Annotated in this window: 15 protein-coding genes; all 15 read right to left on the reverse strand. The window is 54.4% G+C overall.

The window, feature by feature from the left end:
* Positions 1-555 precede the first annotated feature (555 nt).
* Positions 556-2,112, reverse strand: a complete 1,557-nt coding sequence (locus JK198_RS15905) for a hypothetical protein (RefSeq protein ID WP_212710800.1) — start codon at positions 2,110-2,112, stop codon at positions 556-558.
* Positions 2,109-4,655, reverse strand: a complete 2,547-nt coding sequence (gene vgrG / locus JK198_RS15910; RefSeq protein WP_212710801.1) for a type VI secretion system Vgr family protein — start codon at positions 4,653-4,655, stop codon at positions 2,109-2,111. The genes JK198_RS15905 and vgrG (JK198_RS15910) overlap by 4 nt, the downstream gene beginning before the upstream one ends.
* Positions 4,656-4,659: 4 nt before the next feature.
* The gene (tssJ, locus tag JK198_RS15915; RefSeq protein ID WP_212710802.1) at positions 4,660-5,187 is read right to left on the reverse strand and encodes a type VI secretion system lipoprotein TssJ; all 528 of its coding nucleotides are present in this window, start codon (positions 5,185-5,187) and stop codon (positions 4,660-4,662) included.
* A gap of 55 nt (positions 5,188-5,242) precedes the next feature.
* Positions 5,243-6,322: a type VI secretion system baseplate subunit TssG gene (gene tssG, locus JK198_RS15920; RefSeq protein WP_212710803.1), complete on the reverse strand. Its 1,080-nt coding sequence runs from the start codon at positions 6,320-6,322 to the stop codon at positions 5,243-5,245.
* Positions 6,286-8,055, reverse strand: a complete 1,770-nt coding sequence (tssF, locus tag JK198_RS15925; RefSeq protein WP_212710804.1) for a type VI secretion system baseplate subunit TssF — start codon at positions 8,053-8,055, stop codon at positions 6,286-6,288. Before tssF ends, tssG begins: the two co-directional genes overlap by 37 nt.
* Before the next feature lie 88 nt (positions 8,056-8,143).
* A complete protein-coding gene (gene tssA, locus JK198_RS15930; RefSeq protein WP_212710805.1) occupies positions 8,144-9,757 on the reverse strand; it encodes a type VI secretion system protein TssA in 1,614 nt (537 codons plus the stop codon).
* On the reverse strand, positions 9,758-13,177 hold the full coding sequence (locus JK198_RS15935; protein ID WP_212710806.1) for an ImcF-related family protein: 3,420 nt from the start codon (positions 13,175-13,177) through the stop codon (positions 9,758-9,760).
* Positions 13,164-14,375, reverse strand: a complete 1,212-nt coding sequence (locus JK198_RS15940; RefSeq protein WP_212708895.1) for a hypothetical protein — start codon at positions 14,373-14,375, stop codon at positions 13,164-13,166. Before JK198_RS15940 ends, JK198_RS15935 begins: the two co-directional genes overlap by 14 nt.
* A 2-nt stretch (positions 14,376-14,377) precedes the next feature.
* A complete protein-coding gene (locus tag JK198_RS15945; protein WP_212710807.1) occupies positions 14,378-14,638 on the reverse strand; it encodes a PAAR domain-containing protein in 261 nt (86 codons plus the stop codon).
* Positions 14,639-15,415: 777 nt separating this feature from the next.
* Positions 15,416-15,676 carry a transposase gene (locus JK198_RS16965; protein WP_212708897.1) on the reverse strand — a complete coding sequence of 87 codons (261 nt, stop codon included), beginning with the start codon at positions 15,674-15,676 and terminating at the stop codon, positions 15,416-15,418.
* A 226-nt stretch (positions 15,677-15,902) separates the two neighbouring features.
* Complete coding sequence (locus tag JK198_RS15955) at positions 15,903-16,373, reverse strand: hypothetical protein (RefSeq protein ID WP_212708898.1); 471 nt, start codon at positions 16,371-16,373, stop codon at positions 15,903-15,905.
* Complete coding sequence (locus tag JK198_RS15960) at positions 16,370-18,778, reverse strand: hypothetical protein (RefSeq protein ID WP_212710808.1); 2,409 nt, start codon at positions 18,776-18,778, stop codon at positions 16,370-16,372. Before JK198_RS15960 ends, JK198_RS15955 begins: the two co-directional genes overlap by 4 nt.
* Before the next feature lie 10 nt (positions 18,779-18,788).
* Positions 18,789-21,146, reverse strand: a complete 2,358-nt coding sequence (gene vgrG / locus JK198_RS15965) for a type VI secretion system Vgr family protein (protein ID WP_212708900.1) — start codon at positions 21,144-21,146, stop codon at positions 18,789-18,791.
* Positions 21,139-23,808 (reverse strand): type VI secretion system ATPase TssH, encoded by a 2,670-nt coding sequence (tssH, locus tag JK198_RS15970; protein ID WP_212708901.1) that lies wholly within the window; start codon positions 23,806-23,808, stop codon positions 21,139-21,141. Before tssH ends, vgrG (JK198_RS15965) begins: the two co-directional genes overlap by 8 nt.
* Positions 23,809-24,110: 302 nt before the next feature.
* On the reverse strand, positions 24,111-24,443 hold a 333-nt coding region (tssD, locus tag JK198_RS15975), incomplete at its 5' end, for a type VI secretion system tube protein TssD (protein ID WP_212710809.1).

A 24,443-nucleotide genomic window follows, 5' to 3' on the forward strand; every position in this document is an offset into this window, starting at 1 on the left:
ATCGTCGGTTTTTATAATAATATCGCTGCGCTCCGGCACGGGCGGAAGGTGTTCAGGAAAGACCGGATAAATCAGCGTTTTCAGGTTGTAGCAGTAATTATCAGGCTCTAACAAATATTCAGCATCAAAAAAGTTACAGACATTATTATGCGGCGGATATAGCAGATTATCACCCCAATATTCTGCAGAAACCTTTAATTTATTTAATGTTTCTATCTCTGGCGGATAAGCTATCTCTTGCCCACCCCGTTCATGGCAAGGTAAATAAAAAAATGAATTAACTAAATTAACAGGACGAAAAAGCTGATCAAATTCTCCTGTATCAATCTGCCATACCTGCCGGTTACCCGCTGCCAGTTCCGGCAGTCCTTTATCGTAAAGGCGTAATGCTTCATATGCCCTGATAATACTCTTCGGGTGGAAACCCTTTGTAATCTCCTCCGGCCAGGTTTTCAGCGCCTGTTCATATTTTTCAGTAAAACACGCCCAGGCATCCCGCTTGCGCTGCCACAGACTNTTCATCACTCATCGGGTATTTGGTTTTTTTGATGCTCATCATAGTTCACGTCCTGTGGCTGTCTGATGTTCCGCACGGGCGGCATTAATCATTATTCGGCCATTCGCTTTACTGCGCAGCTCATCGTCATGCAGTTTTCGCGTATATGTGGCATAAGGCGGCGCTATCCCCTCAGGTTTGCTGTAACCGTGTACACCTTCCGCCTCTTTCCAGTCTGTCGGATAAAACTCCGCTTTTACGCCATTAATATCAGTGCTGACCGGTAGTCCGGTCGCTTTGACCTGCTCACCGATACGGTTAAGCTCTGTTTTCAGCATTTCATCCAGGTTGATAATTACCTGTTCACCGCCCCCCTGAAGATATTGAGCGGGAATATCACTCCCGAACTGTTCTGCAATCTTACCGTGCCAGGCTGTGCTGCCCGGCATCCGGGTCGCCAGATCTTCCGGCAGATACAGCACCACCAGAAAACCATTACCGTTCCACTCATCCAGCACCGCTGACAGCTGCCGCCACTCCTTTGCACTGCCCGGGACTTTCCGGTAACCCCAGAATCCCCCGGCAGCACGGGAGCCTCCGGGCGTTGTCGCCAGCGCAGTCTCATTGCCGAAAGCGCGAAAAATTGTACTACCCGCCATTTCTCTGGCGCTTTTGGCGGTTATCTCTCCACTGAAAGAAGCGATATTGGTATATACCCATGATTTACCAAATGCCGGACTATTCTCAGGTTCCCTTGCAAGTAAGTCCGGATATCCGGACTTTGAATATTTTTGCAGCAGTCGGTTTTTATGCCATTTCTCAGCATGAAGACTCGGGTAACGGGTCCCCTTTTTCGGCGCTTCCCTTAAAGGACGCTCGATAAGGTACGCCTCCGCTTCACGGTAAACAGCAGCTCGTCCGGAGCTCTTTCCTAGCTCCAGAATGTCACCTTTATAGACCATTGCCTGCAGCACTCTCAGCTTTGTATTCAGTTCCTGCAGCGCCGGCGGGATCATCCGTCCACCCATATCCCGCAGAATGACAAAACCTTTTGCCAGCGAGCGAAGCTGCACGGACCATTTATCCGGTAAGGCTCGTCCCAGTGCCGAACCGAGGATTGTATGGGTTACCGTTATCATGGTGTTACAGAACACACCAAATTTATCCAGCAGCACAGTCTGGTGAGACTGGAGATCCAGTGCCTTCAGCCATTTCGGTGCATCTCCTTCACCGACACGATTCAGAAACCTGACCACATCACTGAGCGTTTCCACATTTTCCGACGCCTTTGTTGTGACCCGCAGGCACAGACGTCCGACGCCTTTAATAACACCGCCAATCACCGGGATCAGTGCAAACAGCAGAATCACCAGAAACACCCATTCAGTGGTGCTTTCCCGCTTTTTAGGTTCATTGATTAAGCCAATCGATACTGCCAGTAAATCACGCACCGCAGTGATATCCCCCACCAGGGGAACCATACCTATCGCGGCATCGGTAATAATCTGCCCGATAGTCTGCTTTTCATTAAATGCTCCCTGCAGGGTGCCCCAAATCCACTGACTGGTTTCCAGACTGGTCTGTTTAAACCAGGCGGTGGTGCTGATATCACTCATAATTCACTCCCTGTGTAACGGGTAATCAGGTCTCCGGCCTGAGCAGTATTTATCGCCTGAAGCTGGTAACGCGGGTTATCCTCAGGTAGCTTACGGGAAAAGCTACGGCTGTCTGCCCCCAATTCAACCCTGACCGGCCCCTCAGGTACATCATCAAGGTGCAGGTAACCAGCGCCATCAAGATTGCCGGTACGTACTGAACCGTCCGCCAGGGTTGCGGTAAACGGCGCACCGACCACCGGCGCGTCATCATGGTAAAGGTACTGCATCAGTGCATCAGCCGGATTTCTTACCGGCCCGGCAAGCCATGGTAAATCCGGGGTCTGATCTGCTGAACGAAGTTTCAGCGTGCGTCTTATATTGCGGGTGAAGGTATGTAGCGTCCCGTACTCTATCCCCCACGCTTCAATCTTCACGTAGCTGCCACCGCCAATCAGCGTTACCTTCTTCTTTCCGGCGAACAGCATGTCGCCCATACTACTGATACTTAATTTCTGTGCTGCACTCATCTGCAAAGCACCATTCTGTGCCTGAATCTGTACCGGTCCCTGGCCGGAGATAAGGCTCAGCTTACCGTTCCGTGAAAAAAATCCGAGAGCCTGCTCTGCCAGCAACGCCGTATTATCCCGCGAACCGGTACTTATATCCCCGCCAGTATTGATGCCGATATTATCCGTCGCGGCGAGTTGCAGGTGTTCACCGCTGCTAACCGCTATGCCCTCAGGTGCCGTGAAATGAATCACTTCATTCAGAGGTTTTAGTCGCTCATTGAACATCGCTATCTGGCTGGCTAAATCCGCTTCCAGCGCCAGCGCCTGCCGTTCCGCATCCGCCAGCAGGGCCAGCCGTTGACGCCCCATATCAATTTCTCGCAGGGCTTCCTCCATGCTCAGCACATCGCCTTCGGCTTTGGCCTGGCCTGCGACTGTCACCAATAGTCCCTTCGCCACCCGGATGACTCCGTACTCATCGGTGCGCAGCTCAAACCCGATGCCGCGCGGTTGATTCTGTGTATCCACGATATGGCCCTGGTTCAGCGCGGTGGCGCCGAACGGCGTGCTGAGCGTAATATGCTCTGCCTGCCGCTGGTCCTCCATTCGCAGCTCGTTATCCCCTGCGGTGCGCAGAATGTTCTGGCTGCGGTTATTGCGGGTCACCACATCCGGATGTTCAGAGTCATGGAGCGCATAAGCGATATACGGGCGATCCGGGTCACCGCCGTCAAAGGCAATCCCCACTTCGGTACCGCCAATCAGCGGTGTGTGCCAGCCATACGTTTCTCCGGCATAGGGTTTCGCCTGGCGTATCCACAAGTAGTTATAGCCGGGGCCGGCATCTTCACGGCTGAAGTCCAGCCTCACCCGGTAGCGCCCCTGTTCATCCAGATGGGCATACAGGGCATTTTTCTCATCGCTTTCGACGCGGGCGGTCAGCGTCCCGGCGATCAGCGGGCGCGGCACTGGCTGTGGTCTGAAGCAAAACTGCTCGCTGCAGGGCATGCCCCACACGGAGACCTGCAGACGGGTGTCACGAGCCGCGCGGAAGGTGGCAAGCGTAATCACCATTCCCTCTTTCAGCTCCGGCACCTCAGTGTTCCCGGTGTCCAGTACCATGCCCGGCGTCAGGTGGCTGGCGTTGCTGAACAGGTGCAGACGAATAGCGTTATTCAGCGCATATTCATGGTGTATCCGGGCATAACAGGCGCCGCTTTCGGTTTCCGGTTCAGAAGTGGTGTTATCACCGGCTTCGCGGTAAGGCACCAGGTAGCGGTAGTGTTCGCCAGTGGTGGCAACCCCGGTTCTGACGTCTGCAGTCGTCTCCATTGGTGTGCCGGCGGTGCGATAATTGTAATCCCGGGTGGTAACGCTGCCGGTGACGGTGTGATGCCACACCCGTGCACCCCACACCGCTTCAACCGCGCCGTCATACAGTGCGGAGGGATCACGGTACGGCAGCTGCACACCAAACTGATACTGTCGCTGGCTATCGGCAAAGGTCACCGTATCCAGCCCGGTGGTGAGGTTGACGCCTGTGCGAAACCAGATGCCGTCTTCAGCCAGAATGCGCTGAATAAACTGCAGGTCCGTTTCACGCCACTGGGTGATAAGCTCACGGACCGGGTAAACGCGTTCCAGGCGGAACTCAAAATCTGACGCTTCCAGCCCGTGGCTGCGCAGTATCTGCTCCACCAGTTCCGGCACCGCGACATTCTGCCAGACAGCACAGCGGCGGGAATAAGCCAGCAAAGACAGACGCGACGAGATTGTCACGGCAAAATGGCTCTGATCTGCCGTCTCTTTCAGGTATTCAAAACCGGTGATGATGCCCTGAACCACCCTGCCGCTGTGCATACGGAGGGTGGCATATTTCAGCATCGTATCCTGACGACTGATAGCGAGCTGTAGCGTGGTGAACTCAATCCGCCATTCGAACGGTTCGCTCAGTGCTTCCCGCCCGTGAAAGTTCAGCACATCGGGTTTCAGCAGGCTGTCATTAATCTCAAGCGTATATCGGGTCGGCCCGTTATCCTGCGGGGTGTCCATATGCTTACTCCTTTAGCGGCACCAGAGTCAGTCCGGTGCTGTTGAGCTGGATAGTACGCGGCTTATCCGGGTCGAGATCAGCGCGGCTCAGCACCAGCTTCCAGGTGTTGTTATCGAGGTCCGGACGATTGAATAGCCCGACCACTGCGACGAATTTTGCGGCCTGCTCCAGCGGCATATTGAGGATGATGCTGCCTTTGGGCATCACCAGCAGTGACTTACTGGCCACAATATCCTCTTTCAGGCTGGTGTTCGCATCGCGCAGTAGTTTCTGATAATCCGCGGCATCCACCTGCTGCCGGTCTTTGAGCTGCCAGACCTGCACCATAGTCGCGAGCGGTGTCTGACTTTCATCGGCATTGGCGGCAGCACGTGGTTCAAAGTCGAGGTGCAGTACCTTTATTTTTTTGCAGAAGATGGCCTTGGTGATACTGACGGTGCCATCCGTTACCGACTGAGTCAGGCCGCAGCCCGTCAGCAGAACAGTGAGCAACATCAGAGATGCGCCAGATTGCAGGGAAGTGAATGTCATTTCAGGTTCCTTTCAGACGTCACAACAGGATTGTCAGGGGGCGGGTATTGAGTTATCAGCCAAACCGATAGCCGGCGGGCTGTGCCGGCGAAAGCGCACTGCAGGTCAGCCCTGCATAGGTACCCGTGCTGACCGTCAGGTGGCTGCGTTCCGCCGGATTATCAGGGTTGAGGCCCAGCACGCCGGTACGTCCCAGCTGCACCCGGTTTGTCTTACCCAGCCGGGGTTCAGGCAGGCAGCTAACCGGCACCGTGAGACGAAGGCGTACATCGGCGCGGTAACCCATATATACCCGCAGCAGCACCATCAGGTCGGTATGTATCTGCCCGCCGGGCAACCAGCCCTGTGCTTCCTGTCGGTTATCGGTCGCCAGCATCAGCAGAATACGGCTGCAGGCCTCTTTCCCGGTCCTGCCGAGGGTGGCACGCTGTGACAGAGACACGCGACTGGCTTTACCGAGTCCGCTGCGACTCTCTATGGAGACTTTCACCGGGTCCGGACGGATAACCGTGGCCCGGGTGTGCGGGGCCAGCAGAGTCACCAGCTGGCGGATACCTTCGGCGTTGCGGGTTGGCAGGCGCAGGGTGCCAAGCAGCGCCAGAAAACGAGAGCACGGTGTCGCCACCTGTTCTGCGGTACCCGGAATACCGAGCCCTACCAGTCCCAGCAGACATCGGGAGATGTCATCTTCGCCACCAACGTCAAAGGTCACCGGATAGGCATATTTACGCCAGATACGGTAATACTGGGTCAGAATACGGTGGCTGAAGATATCCAGAAACGCGGAAGTCGCCTGATACCCCTCACGACGCTGGGCGATATCATCCAGCAGTGCGGTCGGCAGCGGCGAATCCACACCGTACATGCCGAGGAAAGTGGTGCGCACCGTCGGTACCTGGCCGGGCTGATCCTCATCAGTTTCAATAACTTTAAGCTCACTGACCGGGAAGCCCATCCCCGGCCAGGGACGGAAGCGCACCGGGTCAGTACTGATTTTGTCGGTACTGCCAAGCGGAGGAGCCTCCGGGTTTTCCTGCTCCAGCAACTGGCATAAGCGGTAGAAATTAACCCGCCAGATGTTGTTACGCAGTGCCTCTGTCAGCCCGGAATGTGCTGGCTGTGATTCTCTTTCCATCGCAGTCGTTTCCCTGTTGGTTGCAGTACCAGTGTCAGCTGATTAAAAAGGTGGACGTCGGCATAGAGAGCAAAGAAGCGGTGCAACATCTCACCAAACAGGGTGACATCCCCTTCCCCGGCAAAATTGTCAGCATCGAGGGTGATTTCGATGTCGACCCCGCGCAACATAAAGCCCTTTTCAAAGCGACGAATAAGGGTATGTTTCACCGCCACAATCGCCTCCAGACGGCGGCGGTTCATCTCATCACCGGTCCAGTCATACAGCGCCAGTGTTCCGCGCAGTACCTCCGGGTTATCCATCATGCTCAGGAAACTGGAGCCCAGATGGCTCATGACCCGCCAGTGGAAGCGGTCACTGGCCGGTGGATAAAGTGGCAGCGTAGGCACTTTCAGATTCAGGACTTTTACCGGTACTTTGCCGGCTTTCACCACCCGGTCCAGCAGGGTGCTTTCCAGTGAGCGCCTCGGCAGCTGGCCGTTGGTCGCGGTAATACGGATCGAAAGCGACTCCGGAGTGTGAGACAACTGCTCAAGCTCGAAGGACTTTCCGCCAAGGATAAGCCAGGTGTCATACAGTCCCGAAGGACCGCGCTTCACGCGGGTGTGGAAGTAACGTTCCGGCGCATCAAAGCGCATCATGCCACCACGGTGACGGAAGCTGGTGAATGGTACATACGGATGCTTGCCGTTTTTCACCGCCCCGTGAATATCATCCACGCTGTAGATTTCCGTATGCCCGTCCTGAACACGCAGCGGACGCAGCAGGTATTCGCTCTGTAGCGGGTCTGGTGTCAGCGGATCAGCCTCCAGGGAGAACAGATTAATCACCGGGGCGCAGTGCAGACGGAAGCTTTCGGTGTCAAACGGCAGATCCGACGGCCAGCTACCATTCAGCACGATATCGATCTCAAACCAGGTATTTCTGGCACTGAGGCCGGTCAGTTCAAGCCCCCGCAGCTCTACAAACATGAATTTTTCGCGGAAGCTGAAATACTCCAGCAGCAGCTGGTAGCCGCTGAACGCTGAATCGCCTTTCGGCCACAGGCGGTCGGTATCGTCAAAGCCCATCGGTTTACACCAGCCGTCAAAGGCCACCCTTGCGGTACCGGTTCTGCTGTGACGGACGTACATGGCGTGAACCTGTCGGGTCATCGCCAGGTGCAACGCCGGAGCCACCGGACTGTCAGCATCAAGGTAAATAATGACCTTATCGATACCGGCTTTTGACCAGTCCACTTTATCCGGACATTCGAAACACAGACGAATAGCGGCTCTGCCATCCGGTTCGGTCTGCAGACGGGCATCTGCCAGCTGCAGGGGCTGCAGCGCTACCTCACGGGTAGTACGGTACTGACAAACTGTTTTCTCCGGCCCGATCGGGCGCGACAGCACCGGGAAGCCTTCTTCCAGGGTTTCCTTTTTGCGCAGCTGCTGCCACTCCGGGCTAAAGGCCACTACGGTGAGCGACGGAATAGTGCGCATATAATGCGGCCACAACAGACTCACCAGCCCTTCAGTCAGTTCCGGCAGGTCATCATCGAGTTTTTCACGCAGCCGCCCCATCAGGAAGGCAAAGCCTTCAAACAGGCGCTCCACATACGGGTCGCGGGCTCCGGTTTTATCCAGGTTAAGCATCGCCGCCCGGTCCGGGTGGGCGCGGGCAAACTCTTTACCTGCTTCGCGCAGGTAACGCATTTCAGCTTCATAGTAGCGAAGGGTTAAATCATCCATGTGCGGAAATCCTGAGTGGAAAAATCATCAAAAGAAAGATGTCATCAAGAGGGGGGGCGTTAACTGAAAAACCGTGGCTGGCGGTGATTTATCCGCACAGCACCATCGCCCGGGCCGGATCAATCGCAATCAGTCCCGCCAGCAGTGCATCCATTTCCGGGGTGAGCCGGGCTTTGTCGCTTTCACTGCGTCCGGCTTTCAGACGCAGTAAGCGCAGACGACGGGCCTGTACATCAAACAGTAATCCTGGCTCCCAGTCACTGAGGGTCAGTTGCGGCGCACTGGCAGTGAGTTCGCCGAGCAGGTGCAGGGCAAGCTCGTTGCGGCCATACTGTTCTGCGACCCGGGCCATCAGTAAGCGGAGTAACCAGCGGCTTCGTGGTGAGTCCATACCCGGACGGCTCTGAAGCCAGCCCAGCGCCGTTTCCGGCCCCTCACGGTCACCTTTCTCCATCGCTTCCGCTTCCAGCGCCAGAATGTCATCTGTCTGAGGGACGCTGGCCACTGCCGGCAGATCGCTGAACCCGGGCATCTCATCATTAACCTGTCCGGCTATCCAGTTGAGCGTCGCCTCATCAGCCAGCGGTGTGCCGTCACTCCAGGCCAGCGTTTCCAGGCCCGGCAGACGTTTAAGTAACAACCGCAGATCGCTCAGAATATAATCTGCCCATTGATCCCCGGGACTTCCTGCACGGCTCAGCCCCTGCCACAGATACCACTGCAAATCGAGCCAGAAGCGGTTACCGCCTTCGGTGAATATCACATCCACCAGCTCCGCCAGCTCAGTCCAGCTCTGCTGCAGATACAGGCGTTTCAGCTGGGCGCGGTAGTCCGCTTTGGGCGGCAGCAGGCGTGTACGGCCGCTGGCATCAAGTGCCGGTAAATGCGTCACCAGGTCCCAGCGGGCAGCTTTCATCATCCGGTGGGCCGCCAGCCAGCCCTGCGGCTGTTCCACCACCCAGCCGGACAGTACGCGTAACTGGCGAACCAGCTCCACTTCAGAGTTGACAGCAGCGGCCACCGGAACAGCCTTAACTGATGACGGGATAGTATGACTGTCGTCACCCGCCCCACCTGTCCGGGAGGCTGCCAGCGGTGTATCCAGCCCGCCGCTACCAGCCAGCCGGGTTTCCAGCATACTCAGCAGGCCGGTAAATGCAGGCCGCCCTGCCTCTGGTAACGAGTCCAGAACGGTCTCCAGCAGGCACAGGGCCGCAGCTGTACAGGCGGTTTCTTCCCGCGTCGCGTCCGGCCAGCGCGAGAATGCATCGCGTACTTTTTCACTGTTCAGCCAGTCGAGTGCCGCCAGTCTGGCGGTGCTGCGCTGTGGGTGACAGTGCACCCCGGCCTGGCTGAGCATCGCGACCAGTAACAGGATGCCATCGGTCAGACCGGCATCACCGTCACGATGCAGACGGGCAAAGGTATACCAGGTCACCACCCGGATATCGCGGGCATGCCGGGTGAGAATACTTTCCGCCAGGCGGCACAGCGCGTCTGTATCGGTGCCTGACAGTTTATTGATTTCCTCGCGCATCAGCTGAAAATCATCTTCACAGACCGGGTCGTCACCGGTACCGTTCGGCAGCGTCGTCAGCCACGGCAACCACTGGGAAAGCCTTTGCCGGGTCTGTACCAGCAGTGCAGCACGCCGGGTTGCATCCGGCAGACACAGATTAAGGAGTGTTTCTGCAGTTGCCATTTATTCGTCTCCGGAAAAGGTGAGCAAACCGCGCGGGGTGCCCACGGAAAAAATAGTCTGCGGCAGGCTGAAGCTCTGTAATCTGAGCAGTGCCAGAGGTCCGTCACCGAGCTCGCTGCGCATAATGAATTTCAGCGGATTACCCTCAGGGGTGGTCCACTGCAGCTGTGTCCGGCTGCTGTCGATAGGGGTGGTACGCGCCTTATCCAGCAGACGGATAAAGCCCCAGTTTCCCTGGTTATTCGCATACAGGCGCATTTCGCTACTGGTCGATCGCCAGCTCAGATTCACCCCCGGGTACCAGCTGTTGCCAGGCCAGCTGAAACTCTGCCAGCTTTCCATCTGGTTGAAGTAATCCAGTTTCTGTCCATCCAGGGTCAGCTGCATTCGCGCCACATCCCTCGACGGTCGCGCCATCAGTTCAAAGTGAACCCCGGCATCGCCCTGTGCAAAGACGATATCGGCAATGTCAGCCAGCAGGTTAATGGCTGACAGAAACGCCGGGTTAACGGTCATCCCCTGGCTTGCCGCCGGATCCACCACCCAGTGACTGCCCTCCTGATGCAATATGCCGCTGAGGTTGTTTTTGATAAATGCGGCGATACGCCCGGAATCACTTCGCAGGAACTGTGCCAGTAATGGCAATGAAGCATCGCTGCCGGTGGCCTTGAACGGATAACGTCCGGCAAAAGCGGTGTTCCACTGCGAAACAATAGTGCTCTGCCAGCGGGCATTAAGACTGCCTGCGGCCGGAGCCAGCACCTGACGCCAGGCCAGGTCAAGCGGCTGAACAAACAGTGCCTGACCAAAGCCGTTCCACTCCTGCCCCAGACTTGCCGCCGCCAGGCTTCCGTAGTCACGGGTGTCCGTCAGATCGATGGTTTTCCCACGGAAAACGGTCTGGGCCAGCATCCAGGCCATGGCCTGTGGATCGGGCGCACTGGTCACCTGCTGCAGTTTAAGGCGCACCTGGGTCACCCGTGCCAGCCAGGACTGGAAGCTGAGATTACCGTTCGAGCCGGTACCGTCCTTCCCGGCCATCAGCCCCGTAAGCGGACCAAACACGCCGTCCAGCGGCCCTTTGGGCCCCTGTGCCTGCTGAATAAACTGTCTGGCGTTTTTCTGACGCCCTGCCAGTTTCTTCGCCGATTCCACCAGGGAATCCGCAAGCGTTTCACCTTTGGCCCCCGTCTGGCCCTGCCAGGCCAGGGTGTTCATCAGCGCCACCAGAGGAGACTGGCGGATATCCGCCAGCAGGTTAAGCTGAGCAATGGCTTCGGAGAGCGATCCGGCTTCCTGCCACTGGATACTGTTGGCCATATTCAGCCATGCGTTACCAAAGTCGGTGAAATAGCGCTCTGTCAGCCGCTGCTTCAGTGCTTCCGGTGACACATCGTTGCCCGGCTGCCGGGTTTTGTCAGTCAGCACCCAGTCGATTTCATCGCGGCGATTTTTTACCACCTGATCAATCGCATCCTGCACCTGCTCCTCCCAGGCCTGACGGGTGAACATCCCCGGCACTATTTCTTCTGATAAAAACAGCGATGAGGCATCCGTATCACCGGTCATGTCCGCGAGGGTTAAATCCGGCCAGTTGCGGGCAATACGCCCGAGCATCTCCTGATACAGCCCGGACTCCGCGTTACGCTGTCCAATCTGTTTAAGCAAAATCTGGCGCACCGTGCCAACCAGCATACGGTCGGTGGTAATTTTCCACGCCGGATGAACCGGTAAATTCCGGGCATAGAAGCCAAGCAGCTTCGGTCCCTGAGTCCGCCACACGCTGTCTGGCACGCCGGGGCGCTTCGGCCAGATTTTCAGCAGGTTGCCGGCAAGCCAGTTTTCATCGGCTTTATCGGGGCGGGCCAGCATCAGGTACCCTTTCAGCAGGCTATACGTTTTTTGGGTGGCGGAGGTACGCGCATCACTTGCCGGTGGCAGCTGAACAAAGGCATTCAGCTGACGCCGGAGTTCATCTGCCAGTACATCACGCATCAGCTGCTGGTTGTTACGGGCGTACAGCGGCCAGAGCATCTGCAGAGTGTCGCGGTCCTGATTCAGGCCAAAACGGGTGTACCACGGCGCGCCGTACACTTCCCGGTTCTGCAGACGGGCAATGGTCTGCTGCAGCGCCAGCTGGTGACGCAGCCGCTCCGGCAGGGGTTGTTTTGTATCGGCAGCCATCCGGGCAGTATCCCGGGCCAGCCAGATTTGGGTACGGTTGACGGAGAGTGACAGCAACGTGCCGGCCCCCCAGAGCAGGACCAGCCCCGGCAGCATCAGGCGCAGCACTTTTTGCCAGTGAACACCGGTTTTACGGGCCTGCGCCCGCAGGCTGTCCGTTTCAAGTACCTGCCAGACCGGTGGTGACAGCCGCGCATGGGGGACAGTCGCTGCACCTGGCAATGCCGGGCTGAACATCACGCCATGCAGGCGATAAGGTACCGGACCGGACATCAGCATGGTGAATAACGGCAGCAGAGACTGGCGGAGACAACCCCGCAATACCTCAGAGAGGTTTAATAACCAGTGATGCTGCGAGTTTTCCAGCAGAGCGGCCACACCGGCCCCTTGCAACTCTGACGACAGTGTCGCCAGTGCTGTACGGCGTTCATCCGCTGTGGCTGCGGGGCCAAACAGAGCTCCCGTCGGCGGAGCCCTGTCACCATCATCTGCCCATGCCCCTTCAAGGACCACCCACAGCCAGACCGGCAGTTGCCAGCCCAGCAGGATATCGGTTTTCTGACGCACACGCAGCAGGGTGTCCTGTCTGGCCGTATCAGGGAGCGTATCGGCATTCATCACCTGTATCACCCCGTCCAGTGGACGCTGCGGGCGAACGGCTTTCAGTGCCGACAGAAACTCGTCACCGGGCACGCTGTCCGACTGCCCACCATGGATCAGCACAATTCCGTCACTCTCCTGCCAGTGATCGCGCTTAAGGCCCGGGGCTACTTTTTCGAGATCACTGTCACTGCCCTGTACCAGCAGCAGACGTACTTTTGCCTTCCAGCGGCGGCGGTAGCGTAACTGCAGGTGATCAGTCAGGGCTTCGGCACTAAAGCTTTTCTCTGCACGCTCTTTTTCGTCAACAAAGGTATTTGCGGCGTTACTATCAGGAAGGGAGGCCGAATACGCTTTGTTGTGACCCCATGCCCGCCGTGCTCCTTTCCTTCCGGAGATGAAAAATAGTTGTTCCAGGCTCCAGAGCAGAGCCAACAGAATGACACTGACGATCGCGCAGAGCGTCACTATCCACTCAAGGGGATACGGGCCGAGACCAAATATTCTGTCGACAAAATTACTGCCAATTGTCAGAGCAAAAATAATGATTGCTGAGACAAAAATCAGCGCCAGAATAGCGAGTCCGGGCAAGGCTTTTGGTTTTATTTTAGTATTTCCTTTTTTATCGTTGCTCATCCCTGATAATGTCCTTTTCTCGTTCTGCTATCGTCATTGAGATCAGCCAGATATCGTCACTTCCGGGATCCGGTTGTGCTGCAACCAGCTGTCCCCCCGGTTCTGAAACCTTGTCCGCGGCCAGTGCCACTGCTATCCATGGTGATGCCTGACCGGCATACCCGAGCGTGGCATCGATATTATTAATATCGCCCGTCAGGCTGAGTGTTAATTTATTATCTTCACAGGATTGATTCAGTCCGGGCCTGTCAGTAACAGCTTCACCAGTAATCCAGATACCGTTGATCGCGTCGGGGGATAATCCAGCCCAGCGAAGAGCGTGCGCCATATTATGCGTCAGTGTTTCGGGGATGCTCTTTTGCGGACGATGTAGTCTGACAGCATCAGGGTAGTGGTGACTTTTTCGGTTACACAGCACTATTGCAGCTATGGCTTCTGCATCATTTTCCTGTGGTAAAGTCCGCAGTGTGAGCGTCAGAATAACCAGTACGGACGGTTTGGCCCAGTGATGATCCAGCCAGTAATCCAGAGCATTCATGCCCTGCCCCGGTATCTGACGTAGCGCCCTCCCGGATTTCTCTGTGACCAGCTGTAGCAGTTCTGCCTCTTTCGCTACCGAAAGCTCTGCATCACACTCTAATACCAGCCAGCACGGTAGTTCCTCAGGAAGGCGTTTCAGTGTTTTGTTTATACGTAGCGCGGCTTTTTCAATGGCTTTTGCAACAGCCTCCGGGCCGGCATCAAAATCCGTTATCGGGGCGTGTCTGATAGACTCTCCGCCACTTCGCGGTTTGGTGGTTTTCAGGAGCGGAATGCCCAACGCCATTGCTGCGCTCAGGCTTCCCGTACCCCGACCGGCCGGGGTCTGTACCCAGGTATTGAGAACCCAGGAAAAACGCCTGCCACGTGAAATTTCGGCTTCTTCCAGGTCATCACTTTCGTAGTTCCAGCCCGCTTCACCCTTGAGTTCAAGCCGGTACCCGATATGACGAAAGACAAACAGCCCCCCCCACAGACAAAAAGGCAGACCGATCGCCGTAAACCAGAATGAGATCCCACGCTGATCTCCGGTCCATTGCCACAGGGTCAGCACCAATCCAGCCAGCAGGATGACAACCAGAAAAATTATCCAACGCATTGTCGACGGACGTGAAACCCCATCGGCATTTTCAGGGACTTCATCCAGATAAATCGGCATATTCAACCAACCTTCGCCGCAGAAAAAGAGCTTATCAGCGTACAACCGCAGCCACATTTATGGCCTTCAAAAGCCACCGGGAGGCCGTTTTCATCAAGGTAATCAGGGTTACCTTCAACAATGGTGGTTTCTCCATGCTCAGGGCAAGAGACTTTATCCCCTTTACGAGCAGCGCCAATACCACCAAACTTCATGGTGGCGGAACAGGTTAACACCGAACCGCCATGGGTCGTTTTATCCCCTTTACGGATTATTTTTAACATTTTCCACTCACTTTAATTTTATTACTTTCAGACCATGGGTTAGCTGTAAATATTCAGGTCGCTAAAGACAACATTACCGTCGAGTGATTTATTTTCTGCATTGATATACCTGATCAAAAAAATATCACTCTCAATTATCAGTAGTGTTAATTTATTTTCCTGAATAAAATATGACTTTATTTTTTTCACCTAATGACAAACGCAAATATTCCTTGAGTGACTTAACATTAAACAGCAAATGATTTTTATAATCGCATTCACTTCGCCAGTAAGCACTTCACGCGCAATTAAATCCCCGTCCTTAACTACTCTGCAATATAATCAAACCATTAACACCATTAATAACCACTGGTTTTTTAGCATGCCTTTTAAGCACCCTTTGTTATTACAATAAATTATATTCAACAGGTTCACCCCAGATACTTAATCATTTAATGTAATTTACAAATATAATGATATTTATTTTGAAACATCATGCATTGACGACATTTTATTTTTCCTTCAATAAGGCTTGAAGTATTAATGTAATTATTTTTTTAATAGTATTGTTAACGATAGCATCGATTTCATCGCCAAAAGCACGGTTGAGGTGTGCAGTCGCGCGACGATAGCGTTCATACAAATTCGAACGCGATACACAGAACGCTTCGGCTATTCGGATGAGGGGGGATCGTCCGATGGCAGCAATGGCATACGCGATATCAACTCTTTTGCCGGGCTATCTCAAACGCGTCCCGAAGGATTTCGGCTTCCATCGTTTTGCGGCCCGGCATTTATTCAGGCTGTTTGAACTTTTTTCTCCTGTGCTTTGACCCCGACGACGCTGACTACCTTGTCGCCTGCGGCGATCGCAGACTTCCCACCATCGTTCATGAGCCGTTTCCACTTAAAAAGAAAACTGAGTGTGATACCATATTGCCAGGCAACGAGTGAGACGGTATAACCGGGCTGCATGGCGATCGCAACAAAACGGGCTTTCTCTTCGGGAGTATAACGACGGCGCTTTTGCTCGCCAGTGATCACTTCGATTCTTTGCACTGGACACTCCTTAAACATAGCTCCATGACTATATCTTACTGGCGAAGTACCCGATTTAAACGGGGGCTATTGCACTAGCGTCATTCCCCCCGGGAAGGATTGGGATAGTTAGATTTTCTTTTCCATCTATTAAAAAATAAAATATCGTATCGAAAATATAAATATCAACGTATCATTAAGTCATGGCAAGCAGGAAAGGAAGTAAAAACTCCCATTAACCATTATCTTATGGGAATTTAAACCCACCGTCCCTCACTACATCATCCGAAACATCCTCAATACTATTCATTTTAATCCCTTCATCGCCAAAGGAGTTAGAGTCACATTGTTTCGAACTTATAATTTTATTGTTTTTTTTCACATCAAGTTGCGCGACAACTCCGGGCTTCTCTTCAGGAATACTTAGGATATAAGAGTATTCGCCTCTACTGAATCCTAAATATGTCGTATATGTTGCTAAATCCACCCATCTTTTTAGCCTGTTTTCAAAATCAAAATCAACTACTAACTCTGTTTCCATTCCATTTTTATACGTGTACTTAATCATTCCATTTTTTGGTTTTGCGCAAAATGTAGCTATGCGGCTCAGTTTCCCTGATAACGAGCATGATGCAATTAAAGTTTCATTTTTAGCACATTCACTTGCGTTAGCATACGATATGCTAAACATCATAAAAACAAATATATATTTTTTCATTTAAATACATCCTCTCCAATTTTATAAGCATTCTCGCGTTCTTTTAGCCCCATGTGGGCACCATTTACGACGCGCGTAACATCTGGTACATCAGAGAGACCCCGGCCTTGATCTGCATTATACGGTTTATATTTCAACCAAAACCAAAGAGCACTTCGGATAGCATATGGCATCTCGTTTATTTTTTCGGGATAATTAACAGTATCCGGCGTACCGCTACTCCAATAATTAGGATAATCGACCATAAAACCATGGTATTTTTCGTAACCTGTAATTTGAATCAGCCCTCTCCCTCTAAAATTATAGCCATCATCAGGATGACTCTGCCGGTTACCGTTCAACCGAAGATAGTGTTTACGCCCAATAGCTTGTTCATCAGCTGCGCGAATAATCTTACCTGCTGAATTTTTCTTGTAACCGTCAGTTTCAGCCTCACCGGGATGCTGTCTGTAGTATTTACTGAAGGTAAGTAGTGCTTCAGGTGAAAATTGGAATTTTTCTGTTACTCCTTTCATGCTTTCACCAACCTCTCCTCTTATTTGAGAAAAGAAGTGACTTAATCGTGTTGGGGTATCTAGCTTGAATATTTTTAGTTTTCCACGTAGTTCTTCAACGACTGTGTTTATATCGGAATCAGAAGCTGTTGGAAAAATTTTCTTTATCTGTTCATATGTAACACCATCGCTAACCGCGGTCAGCATACCTAAAAACGCTACCGGATGCATATGCCACAAAGAGGATCCCAGTTTTAATTTACCGGCATCCTGCATCCATACCATCTTATCAAGATAGGCTTCACAGTATTCCCGCCACTCTGGTGCATCACTTGTCAGTTTGTTCAAAAACGATTGCCAGACAGATGTATCCTTTTTGTGATACCACTCGCTGGGATGTTTCACTATCATCTTATTCGTAACACCGCGATAAGACGGGTTGTGGATAGCGCTCAGATACTCCCGGGATGAATAGGGGCTGACACGACTGTCGATCCGGTTCAAAAGTCGTTGATAATTGTACGGGACTGCACGATGGGTTAACCGCGTGTCAGTACTTGATGCATCAAGAAGACGATTAACAATACTGCGAACCATCCCTTTGGGTGATGTTGTGCCATCAAGATGATCAAAGCTCAGCGCTTCGTCCACTATTGTAGTGAACCCCAGCTTTTCGAGATCGTATTGCGACAGCGTCTCAGCCGATGTATTACTTTTCGGCACGTAGCCGTTCGCATACGGCAAAAACCAGTATTCCTGTTTATCAGCATCCGGTTCTGTTTTCACCTGGCTCAGTTTCAGGATTGCCTCGCCACGGGTGACCCTGCCATCACTGACCATTGCCTTTGTGTTTAAGTCTTTCGAGAATAGCGGCAGGCCCGGGGGACACTTCAGATAACGTGGCGTACTTTCCCCCGCCTTCTCAGGATTTTTCAGGAACGCAGGCAGGCTGTCATCAGCACTCAGGCATTCGATGTGTACCTGATAACGGACATCATAGCCACCCTCTTTCGGTACCTGAAAATAACCCAAGTGCCCGACACTGTTACCTGCACCGATTGGATACGGCGCCGGACAAACAACTGTATCAAACTGCATCGGCTCGGCATAAGGCGGCAACAGATGCGACCACCAGGACGGACGTACAGCCGCGCCTGATGGCGGGACAAGATTATCTCTGTCCGCCAGGATCCAGTATTGTTGCCCTTCCACCAGACTGCTCTTCGTACCTTTGGCCTTTACTTTATCAGACAGTCCTATGAACGTGACCAGGCCATAACGTCGCGTTTCAGGCCCGGTCGCACTAAGGCTTGAATCTGAAGCATCCCATTCAATCCGTGAACCTTTCGGGATGGTGGTTATGCGATATCTGTTTCTGTTTTCAGCGCTGGTATCAGGAATCCACTCGCGGCTAAATACAGACAGCTTATCATTCACCATCCACTGCATTTCGTTTTCACTGGAAGCGTAAGCGGAGTAAGGCGCCAGATGCATATACAGTGTATAAAAATGCAGACCGTTTTCTTTTTTCTCGCCCGGCTGAATGAAGTGCCGCACCAGAACAAAAGAACCGGAGATACTCAGAGAGCCCGTTTCCCAGGGAACGGTCAGATAATCGCGACAAATCCGGTACGCCACCACTTCTCCGTCCGCCATACAACGAATGCTCTGCTCGCCTTTGTAAGCCACCGGAAAATCCAGTTGTTCGGAAAGTGCCCTGCCACTCAGAGCACACCACGGCGTGGTGCTACTCGTGATATGAATCCCCCCGTGCCACATACCGTTGCTTCCTACCATGTACCAGCCCGTCGCTTCACCTTCCAGGTGCGACATCAGGTCTTGCTGGCTGGCAAAGTCGCTGCCGCGATTGCTGGATGGCACAGGCCAGCTGAATTTAGGTAATACCGACATATCTGTTCCCTCAGTTACTCAGTGGTTTACTGATGACGCGTTTAATTTCGGCTATCTCGGTACTGTTGAAATCCGGAGAAGAGACAGGCAAATCACTGCCACTGCCCGGTACCAGGTATTTCCCCACCTTCATAGTCAGGTCACCTCTCGAACCATGCTCAATACCGCTGTCGCTGATTTTCAGGTAAGAGCCACCACCATTGACTGTCAGTGTTTTCGGTGTACTGATAACGATTTCATCGTCAGTACTGGTGATGGTCAGCGCCTTTTGTGCGCTCACCTCCAGTGTGTTGTGCCGGGAATGTATTTCCACGTCACCGAGGTTAGCAATCATCCGGGCACCCGCTTTATGTGCGAACAGCCCCAGCTCATTCTCAGCACTTATAGAAATGTTTTGCATCGCCCCCATGTCGATGTTCTTACCTGCTGTCAACATTGTATTCTGTGTACTGGTGAGCTGCAGGTGCTCACCTGAGGTAAGGGCGATACCTTGTGGAGCCGATACCAGCAGGACTGCGGCCTGTAAATCAGCAATGCTCTGCATCACCAGGTTGTTCTGTGCCTGAATATCACTGACCAGTGCTTTCGCCGCTTCGGCCGCATTATTCAGCGCCTGCATTTCGCTGTTAGCCTGTTGAATGCGGTTGACGGCCGGCGCCATATCCAGCATCTGTCCTTCACCTTTTGGCTGCGCATCTGCAGACAGGAATATCCCCCGCCCGGCACGCAGCGCCCCATATTCATCGGTACGCAGTTCAAAGCCGGTACCGCGCTGTTCACGCTGAGCGTCCACCACATGGCCGCCGTTAAGCTGCGTTTTGCCAAACGGCGTCGCCAGCTTGAAATGCTCTTGCTGACGCTGATCTTCCAGACGGAATTTATTATCCCCGGCGGTGCGCCAGATGTTGCGCGTGTGGTTATCGCGGGTAACATGATCGGGATGTCCGGAATCATGCTGTGCGTGGGCAATATACGGACGGTCCGGGTCACCACCCTCAAACATTATCGAGACTTCAGTGCCATCAAGCAGTGGTGAGTGGAAACCGTAGCTGTCCCCGGCATAAGGTTTCGCCATGCGCAGCCAGAGGTACGCATATCCCTGCTCACTCTCACTGCGGTCAAAATCAAGCCGGACGCGGTAGCGTCCCTGATTGTCGAGGTACGCGTAGGTGTCATGCTTCTCATCGCTCTCCACCCTCGCAGGCAGGGAGCCGGCAATCACCGGGCGGTTCAGCAGCGCGGGGCGGTAGCAGACCGTTTCGCTATAAGGAATACCCGTAAAGTGCAACCGGAAGCCCTTATCGCGTGCACCTGAGGTGTGAACCCCGGTGATGACAATGCCGTTTTTCAGCGAATCCGCAAGGCCACTGCCCTGTGGTTCCAGCACTTCGCCCGGAGCCAGAACCGGACTGCTGGCACGCCCCGTAACGGTTTGCCGGATATTGAGGTAACGCTCATGGCGCAGGCGGGCAAACCAGGCCCCGCCTTCCGGGGTTTCAGTATCCCCTGCGTTCAGGAAGGGTTCGGCGTAATGATACACCTCACCAGTGGTTGCCCCTCCCTCCCGGAGAACCGTCACCGAACTGTCCTGCGGGGCCAGCGCATCGCGGTAGTTATAGTCGCGGGTAGCCACACTATCGGTGACCACGCGGTCTGTGGCCCGAATATCCCAGACGCTCAGCTGGCCGTTATCACTGGTGCGTGACGGCGGAATAATGGGCAGTTTCACGCCAAACTGATACTGCACCTGGCTGTCCTGGAAAATCACCACATCCTGTTCAATGCGGCTGTCCATTGCGAAACGCCAGTAAATACCGACTTCGGCCAGCAAACGCTGAATAAAGGCGAGATCTGTTTCACGCCACTGGGTGATAAGTTCGCGGACCGGGTAATGCTGTGATAAGCGGAATTCAAAATCCGCCCCTTCCAGCCCGTGAGAACGCAGTATCTGTTCCGCCACTTCCGGCACGGACTGATTGAGGTATACCGCACATCGCCGGGTATGCTGCATCAGGGCAATACGCGGCACGAGTCGCAGGGAATAGGTGATCTCATCCGCTGATGCGGAGATCCGCCGGAATGCATCAACCACGCCATACACAGTGCGCACCGGCACCGCTGGCGTACCGTTATAAAGCGGAGTCCGGAAGGTAAAGCAAGCCGGTTTCAGCATCACATCATTGCTGGCAAGACTCGCCGCACAGGTGACGGTAACGTCATAATGCCACGGCTGGCTCAGAGTTTCCCTGGCACGAAACCGCAGCACATCCAGCGACTGTGAACAGCCATGTACATCCATCCGGTAACGGGACAGACCCGGAGCTGCGTTTATCGCTTTTTGCGCCAGGCTGTTTAAACTTTCAATCATCGTTTACCTCCGGCAGTGTCTTCTGCGCGCCATCAAACTCCAGCACGATGCCTTCTTCTTCGTCCCATTTCAGAGTCAGGCTGCGTGGTTTCTGCTTTGCCGCCATATAGGTCAGTAGCTGCTGACTCAGTACCGGCAGAATCTGCTGATTCAGCAGACTGTCGACGTTGCGTGCGCCAGTGTCCGGCAGCAGGCAGGCAGAGGTCAGCACGTCATACAGTTTTTCATCAATCCGCGTGGTCAGGCCGTAGTAACAGTTCAGGCGCTGGCTGACCTGTGACAGCTTCATTTCCACGATAGTGCGCATTGCCGCTTTCGTCAGCGGGCGATAGATCACGGTCTGGAAGCGGGCCAACAGCGCAGGCTGAAAGTGGTCGCGCAGGATCGGACGCAGCAGTTCCTGAAGGTCGCCTTCGGTCGCCTGCGGCTGATGCTCTGGCAGCTGCATGATATGGTCGCTGCCGAGGTTAGAGGTCATCAGAATGACGGTGTTACGGAAGTCGATTTCGCGCCCTTCGCCATCGCGCATAAAACCGCGGTCAAACACCTGATAGAACAGGTTCATCACGTCGCGGTGAGCTTTTTCTACTTCATCGAGCAGCACCACGCTGTACGGGCGCTTGCGCACCGCTTCGGTGAGGATACCGCCCTGTCCATAACCGACGTAGCCCGGCGGGGAACCTTTCAGCTGGGAAACCGTGTGCGGTTCCTGATACTCTGAGAGGCTGAGGGTAATCAGCGATTTTTCACCGCCATACAGCACGTCTGCCAGTGCCAGCGCGGTTTCCGTTTTACCGACACCGCTCGGTCCGGCCAGCAGGAACACGCCCTGCGGGCCATTCTCAGGGGTCAGTCCGGTTTTGGCGGCACGCAGGCGCCGGGCAATGGCATTGAGTGCTGCATCCTGACCGACCACGCGTTTGCCGATGTTATCTTCCAGGGTTAGCAGTTCAGTCTGCTCGTCTTTCATCAGGGAAGACAGCGGCACACCGGTCCAGTCGGCAATCACAGTGGCAACGGTACGCACATCCACATCAACGGAGAGCAGCGGGTTGCTGTGCTGCATACCATTAAGCTCCTGTTGCAGCGCGTACGTTTCACCCTGCCGGGTGATATCACGGCGGGTTTCCAGCAGTTGTTCGGTAATTTTCAGCTCCTGACCGTACCGGGTTTCCAGTTCATCAAGCGCAACGATAAGGCAATTTTCTTCCTGTTCAATGGCGGCCAGGCGCTCGCCATGGCTCTGGTTACCGATAGCGATGTCTTCCAGAAGCGCCTGTTTCTCCATTTCCAGAGAAGTAATCTGCGAGCGGATGCGGGTCAGTTGTTCGGGTACCGTATCGAGACTCATACGCACGCGGGCAGCGGCGGTATCAAGTAAATCGACGGCCTTATCCGGCAGCTGGCGCCCCGTCAGATAACGGCGGGAGAGGGTAACTGCAGCACGCACCGCATCGTCAGTAATATGCACAGCGTGGTGCCCCGCGTAGCGCGATTTCAGGCCACGCAGCATCAGGCAGGCGGTATCGTCGTCCGGCTCGTCAACTTTCACCATCTGGAAACGACGCTCCAGTGCGGCATCGCGCTCGAAATACTGTTTGTACTCAGACCATGTCGTGGCCGCGATAGTCCGCAGTTCGCCACGCGCCAGTGCCGGTTTCAGAAGGTTGGCCGCATCGGCTCCGCCCGCCTGATTACCGGCCCCGATAATAGTGTGCGCTTCGTCAATAAACAGCAGAATCGGTACCGGCGACTGCTGCACGGCATCAATGACGTTTTTCAGACGCTGTTCGAACTCACCTTTCACGCCTGCACCGGCCTGCAGCAGACCGAGGTCAAGTGTGCGCAGGATGACAGGCTTGAGCGATTCCGGCACATTACCTTCTGCAATACGCAGTGCCAGACCTTCAACCAGTGCCGTTTTGCCGACGCCCGGTTCACCGACCAGCATCGGATTGTTCTTGCGACGGCGCGAGAGAATATCCACCATTTGGCGTATTTCCGTATCACGGCCGAACACCGGATCGATTTTGCCTTCTCTGGCTTTGGCGGTGACATCGAGGGTAAATTTTCCCAGCGCGTTCTGCTGCGCCGGACTCAGCTCCCCCGCGTTCAACTCTGTCACCGCAGGATGCCCCACAAACTCCGCCTCACTGCTATGCTCCCGGACCAGTTCAGCGTCAAGTTGCAGCTCAGGGCGTTCATCCGACTGCGCATCCAGCAGGGGACGCAGGCGCTCCAGCTGGCTGTGACCGGGCGTCAGCAGTGGCCACAGGCCATCACAACGTATCAGGTTCTGTTTTTCCACCAGGACCATCAGCAGGTGAATACTGCGAATACTCTGCTCTCCGGCGAGTGAAGCCAGCAGCCAGGCGTCCTGCATCAGCATCCGGATGTTGTCCGAGAGCTGTGGCCGGTGGCGTACCGAACGCGGCTGCTTGTCCAGCCAGCCGAGTAAATCCTGCCAGATGCTGTCCATGTCCCACTCGTAGCGGCGGGCCAGCACAGAGAGGTCCCCTTCGCCCTGTTCCAGCAGTTTCAGCAGCCAGTGCTCTGGAAAAATTTCCGCATGGGCGCGGGTCTGGCAGAGCGCAGCAGCCCCTTCCATCGCGCGGGCACAGTAAGGGTTCAGACGTCGCAGCAGAATGGCTGACTTTTCCATAAGTGTCTCTCTTTGTCGGTTCCCGGACACGCTACCGCCCATCGCTTTTCCCGTGCTGGGGACCAGAGCGCATACGGTCGTGCTGGCAGTTTGTAAGTTTTTTTGCTGAACGCCCGCACAGGCCGGCGTTCAGCAAAAACAGCGGAAAGGTTATTCCCCTCCGCTTAAAAACGAGGATTACGCGAAAGAGTTCGTGTCGCAGGCAGACGGCAGGTTTGTCAGTCCCCGGGAGCACAGATCACGCGGTGGCCGGGGTGAACGAACTCTGCCAACGCGCCTGCGGCACGAAAGATGACGCGTAATCAGGCGGTGGCGCGCTCATTCCAGGCATCGGAATGAATGATGTTGCCGTCTTTGTAGGTCCAGGTGATTTTTTCGTAACGCAGCTCGATCTGCTCAAGATGGTTATGTTTCTCGTAAGCAGGATCCTTGACGTCATGCATCACCGGATGCACTTTCACTACTTTCACGTTTTCCAGCAGGGTGTTGAAGTATTCCACTTCCTGGCCGGCGTCGTTGATTTTGTACCACTTGAATTCCGCGGACTTCAGGGTCTGGCCGGTCGTTACCGCCTTGTAGAAGTACGGGCTGGACGAGTCGGTTTGCTTGGTGAACTGGAACGGGGTATGGATACG

Source organism: Tatumella sp. JGM91, assembly GCF_018257575.1.
Lineage (GTDB): Bacteria > Pseudomonadota > Gammaproteobacteria > Enterobacterales > Enterobacteriaceae > Tatumella > Tatumella punctata.

Coding starts and splice junctions, on each gene's coding strand:
- JK198_RS15905 (WP_212710800.1), bottom strand. CDS start 2,112: ATGAGTGATATCAGCACCACCGCCTGGTTTAAACAGACCAGTCTGGAA.
- vgrG (WP_212710801.1), bottom strand. CDS start 4,655: ATGGACACCCCGCAGGATAACGGGCCGACCCGATATACGCTTGAGATT.
- tssJ (WP_212710802.1), bottom strand. CDS start 5,187: ATGACATTCACTTCCCTGCAATCTGGCGCATCTCTGATGTTGCTCACT.
- tssG (WP_212710803.1), bottom strand. CDS start 6,322: ATGGAAAGAGAATCACAGCCAGCACATTCCGGGCTGACAGAGGCACTG.
- tssF (WP_212710804.1), bottom strand. CDS start 8,055: ATGGATGATTTAACCCTTCGCTACTATGAAGCTGAAATGCGTTACCTG.
- tssA (WP_212710805.1), bottom strand. CDS start 9,757: ATGGCAACTGCAGAAACACTCCTTAATCTGTGTCTGCCGGATGCAACC.
- JK198_RS15935 (WP_212710806.1), bottom strand. CDS start 13,177: ATGAGCAACGATAAAAAAGGAAATACTAAAATAAAACCAAAAGCCTTG.
- JK198_RS15940 (WP_212708895.1), bottom strand. CDS start 14,375: ATGCCGATTTATCTGGATGAAGTCCCTGAAAATGCCGATGGGGTTTCA.
- JK198_RS15945 (WP_212710807.1), bottom strand. CDS start 14,638: ATGTTAAAAATAATCCGTAAAGGGGATAAAACGACCCATGGCGGTTCG.
- JK198_RS15955 (WP_212708898.1), bottom strand. CDS start 16,373: ATGAAAAAATATATATTTGTTTTTATGATGTTTAGCATATCGTATGCT.
- JK198_RS15960 (WP_212710808.1), bottom strand. CDS start 18,778: ATGTCGGTATTACCTAAATTCAGCTGGCCTGTGCCATCCAGCAATCGC.
- vgrG (WP_212708900.1), bottom strand. CDS start 21,146: ATGATTGAAAGTTTAAACAGCCTGGCGCAAAAAGCGATAAACGCAGCT.
- tssH (WP_212708901.1), bottom strand. CDS start 23,808: ATGGAAAAGTCAGCCATTCTGCTGCGACGTCTGAACCCTTACTGTGCC.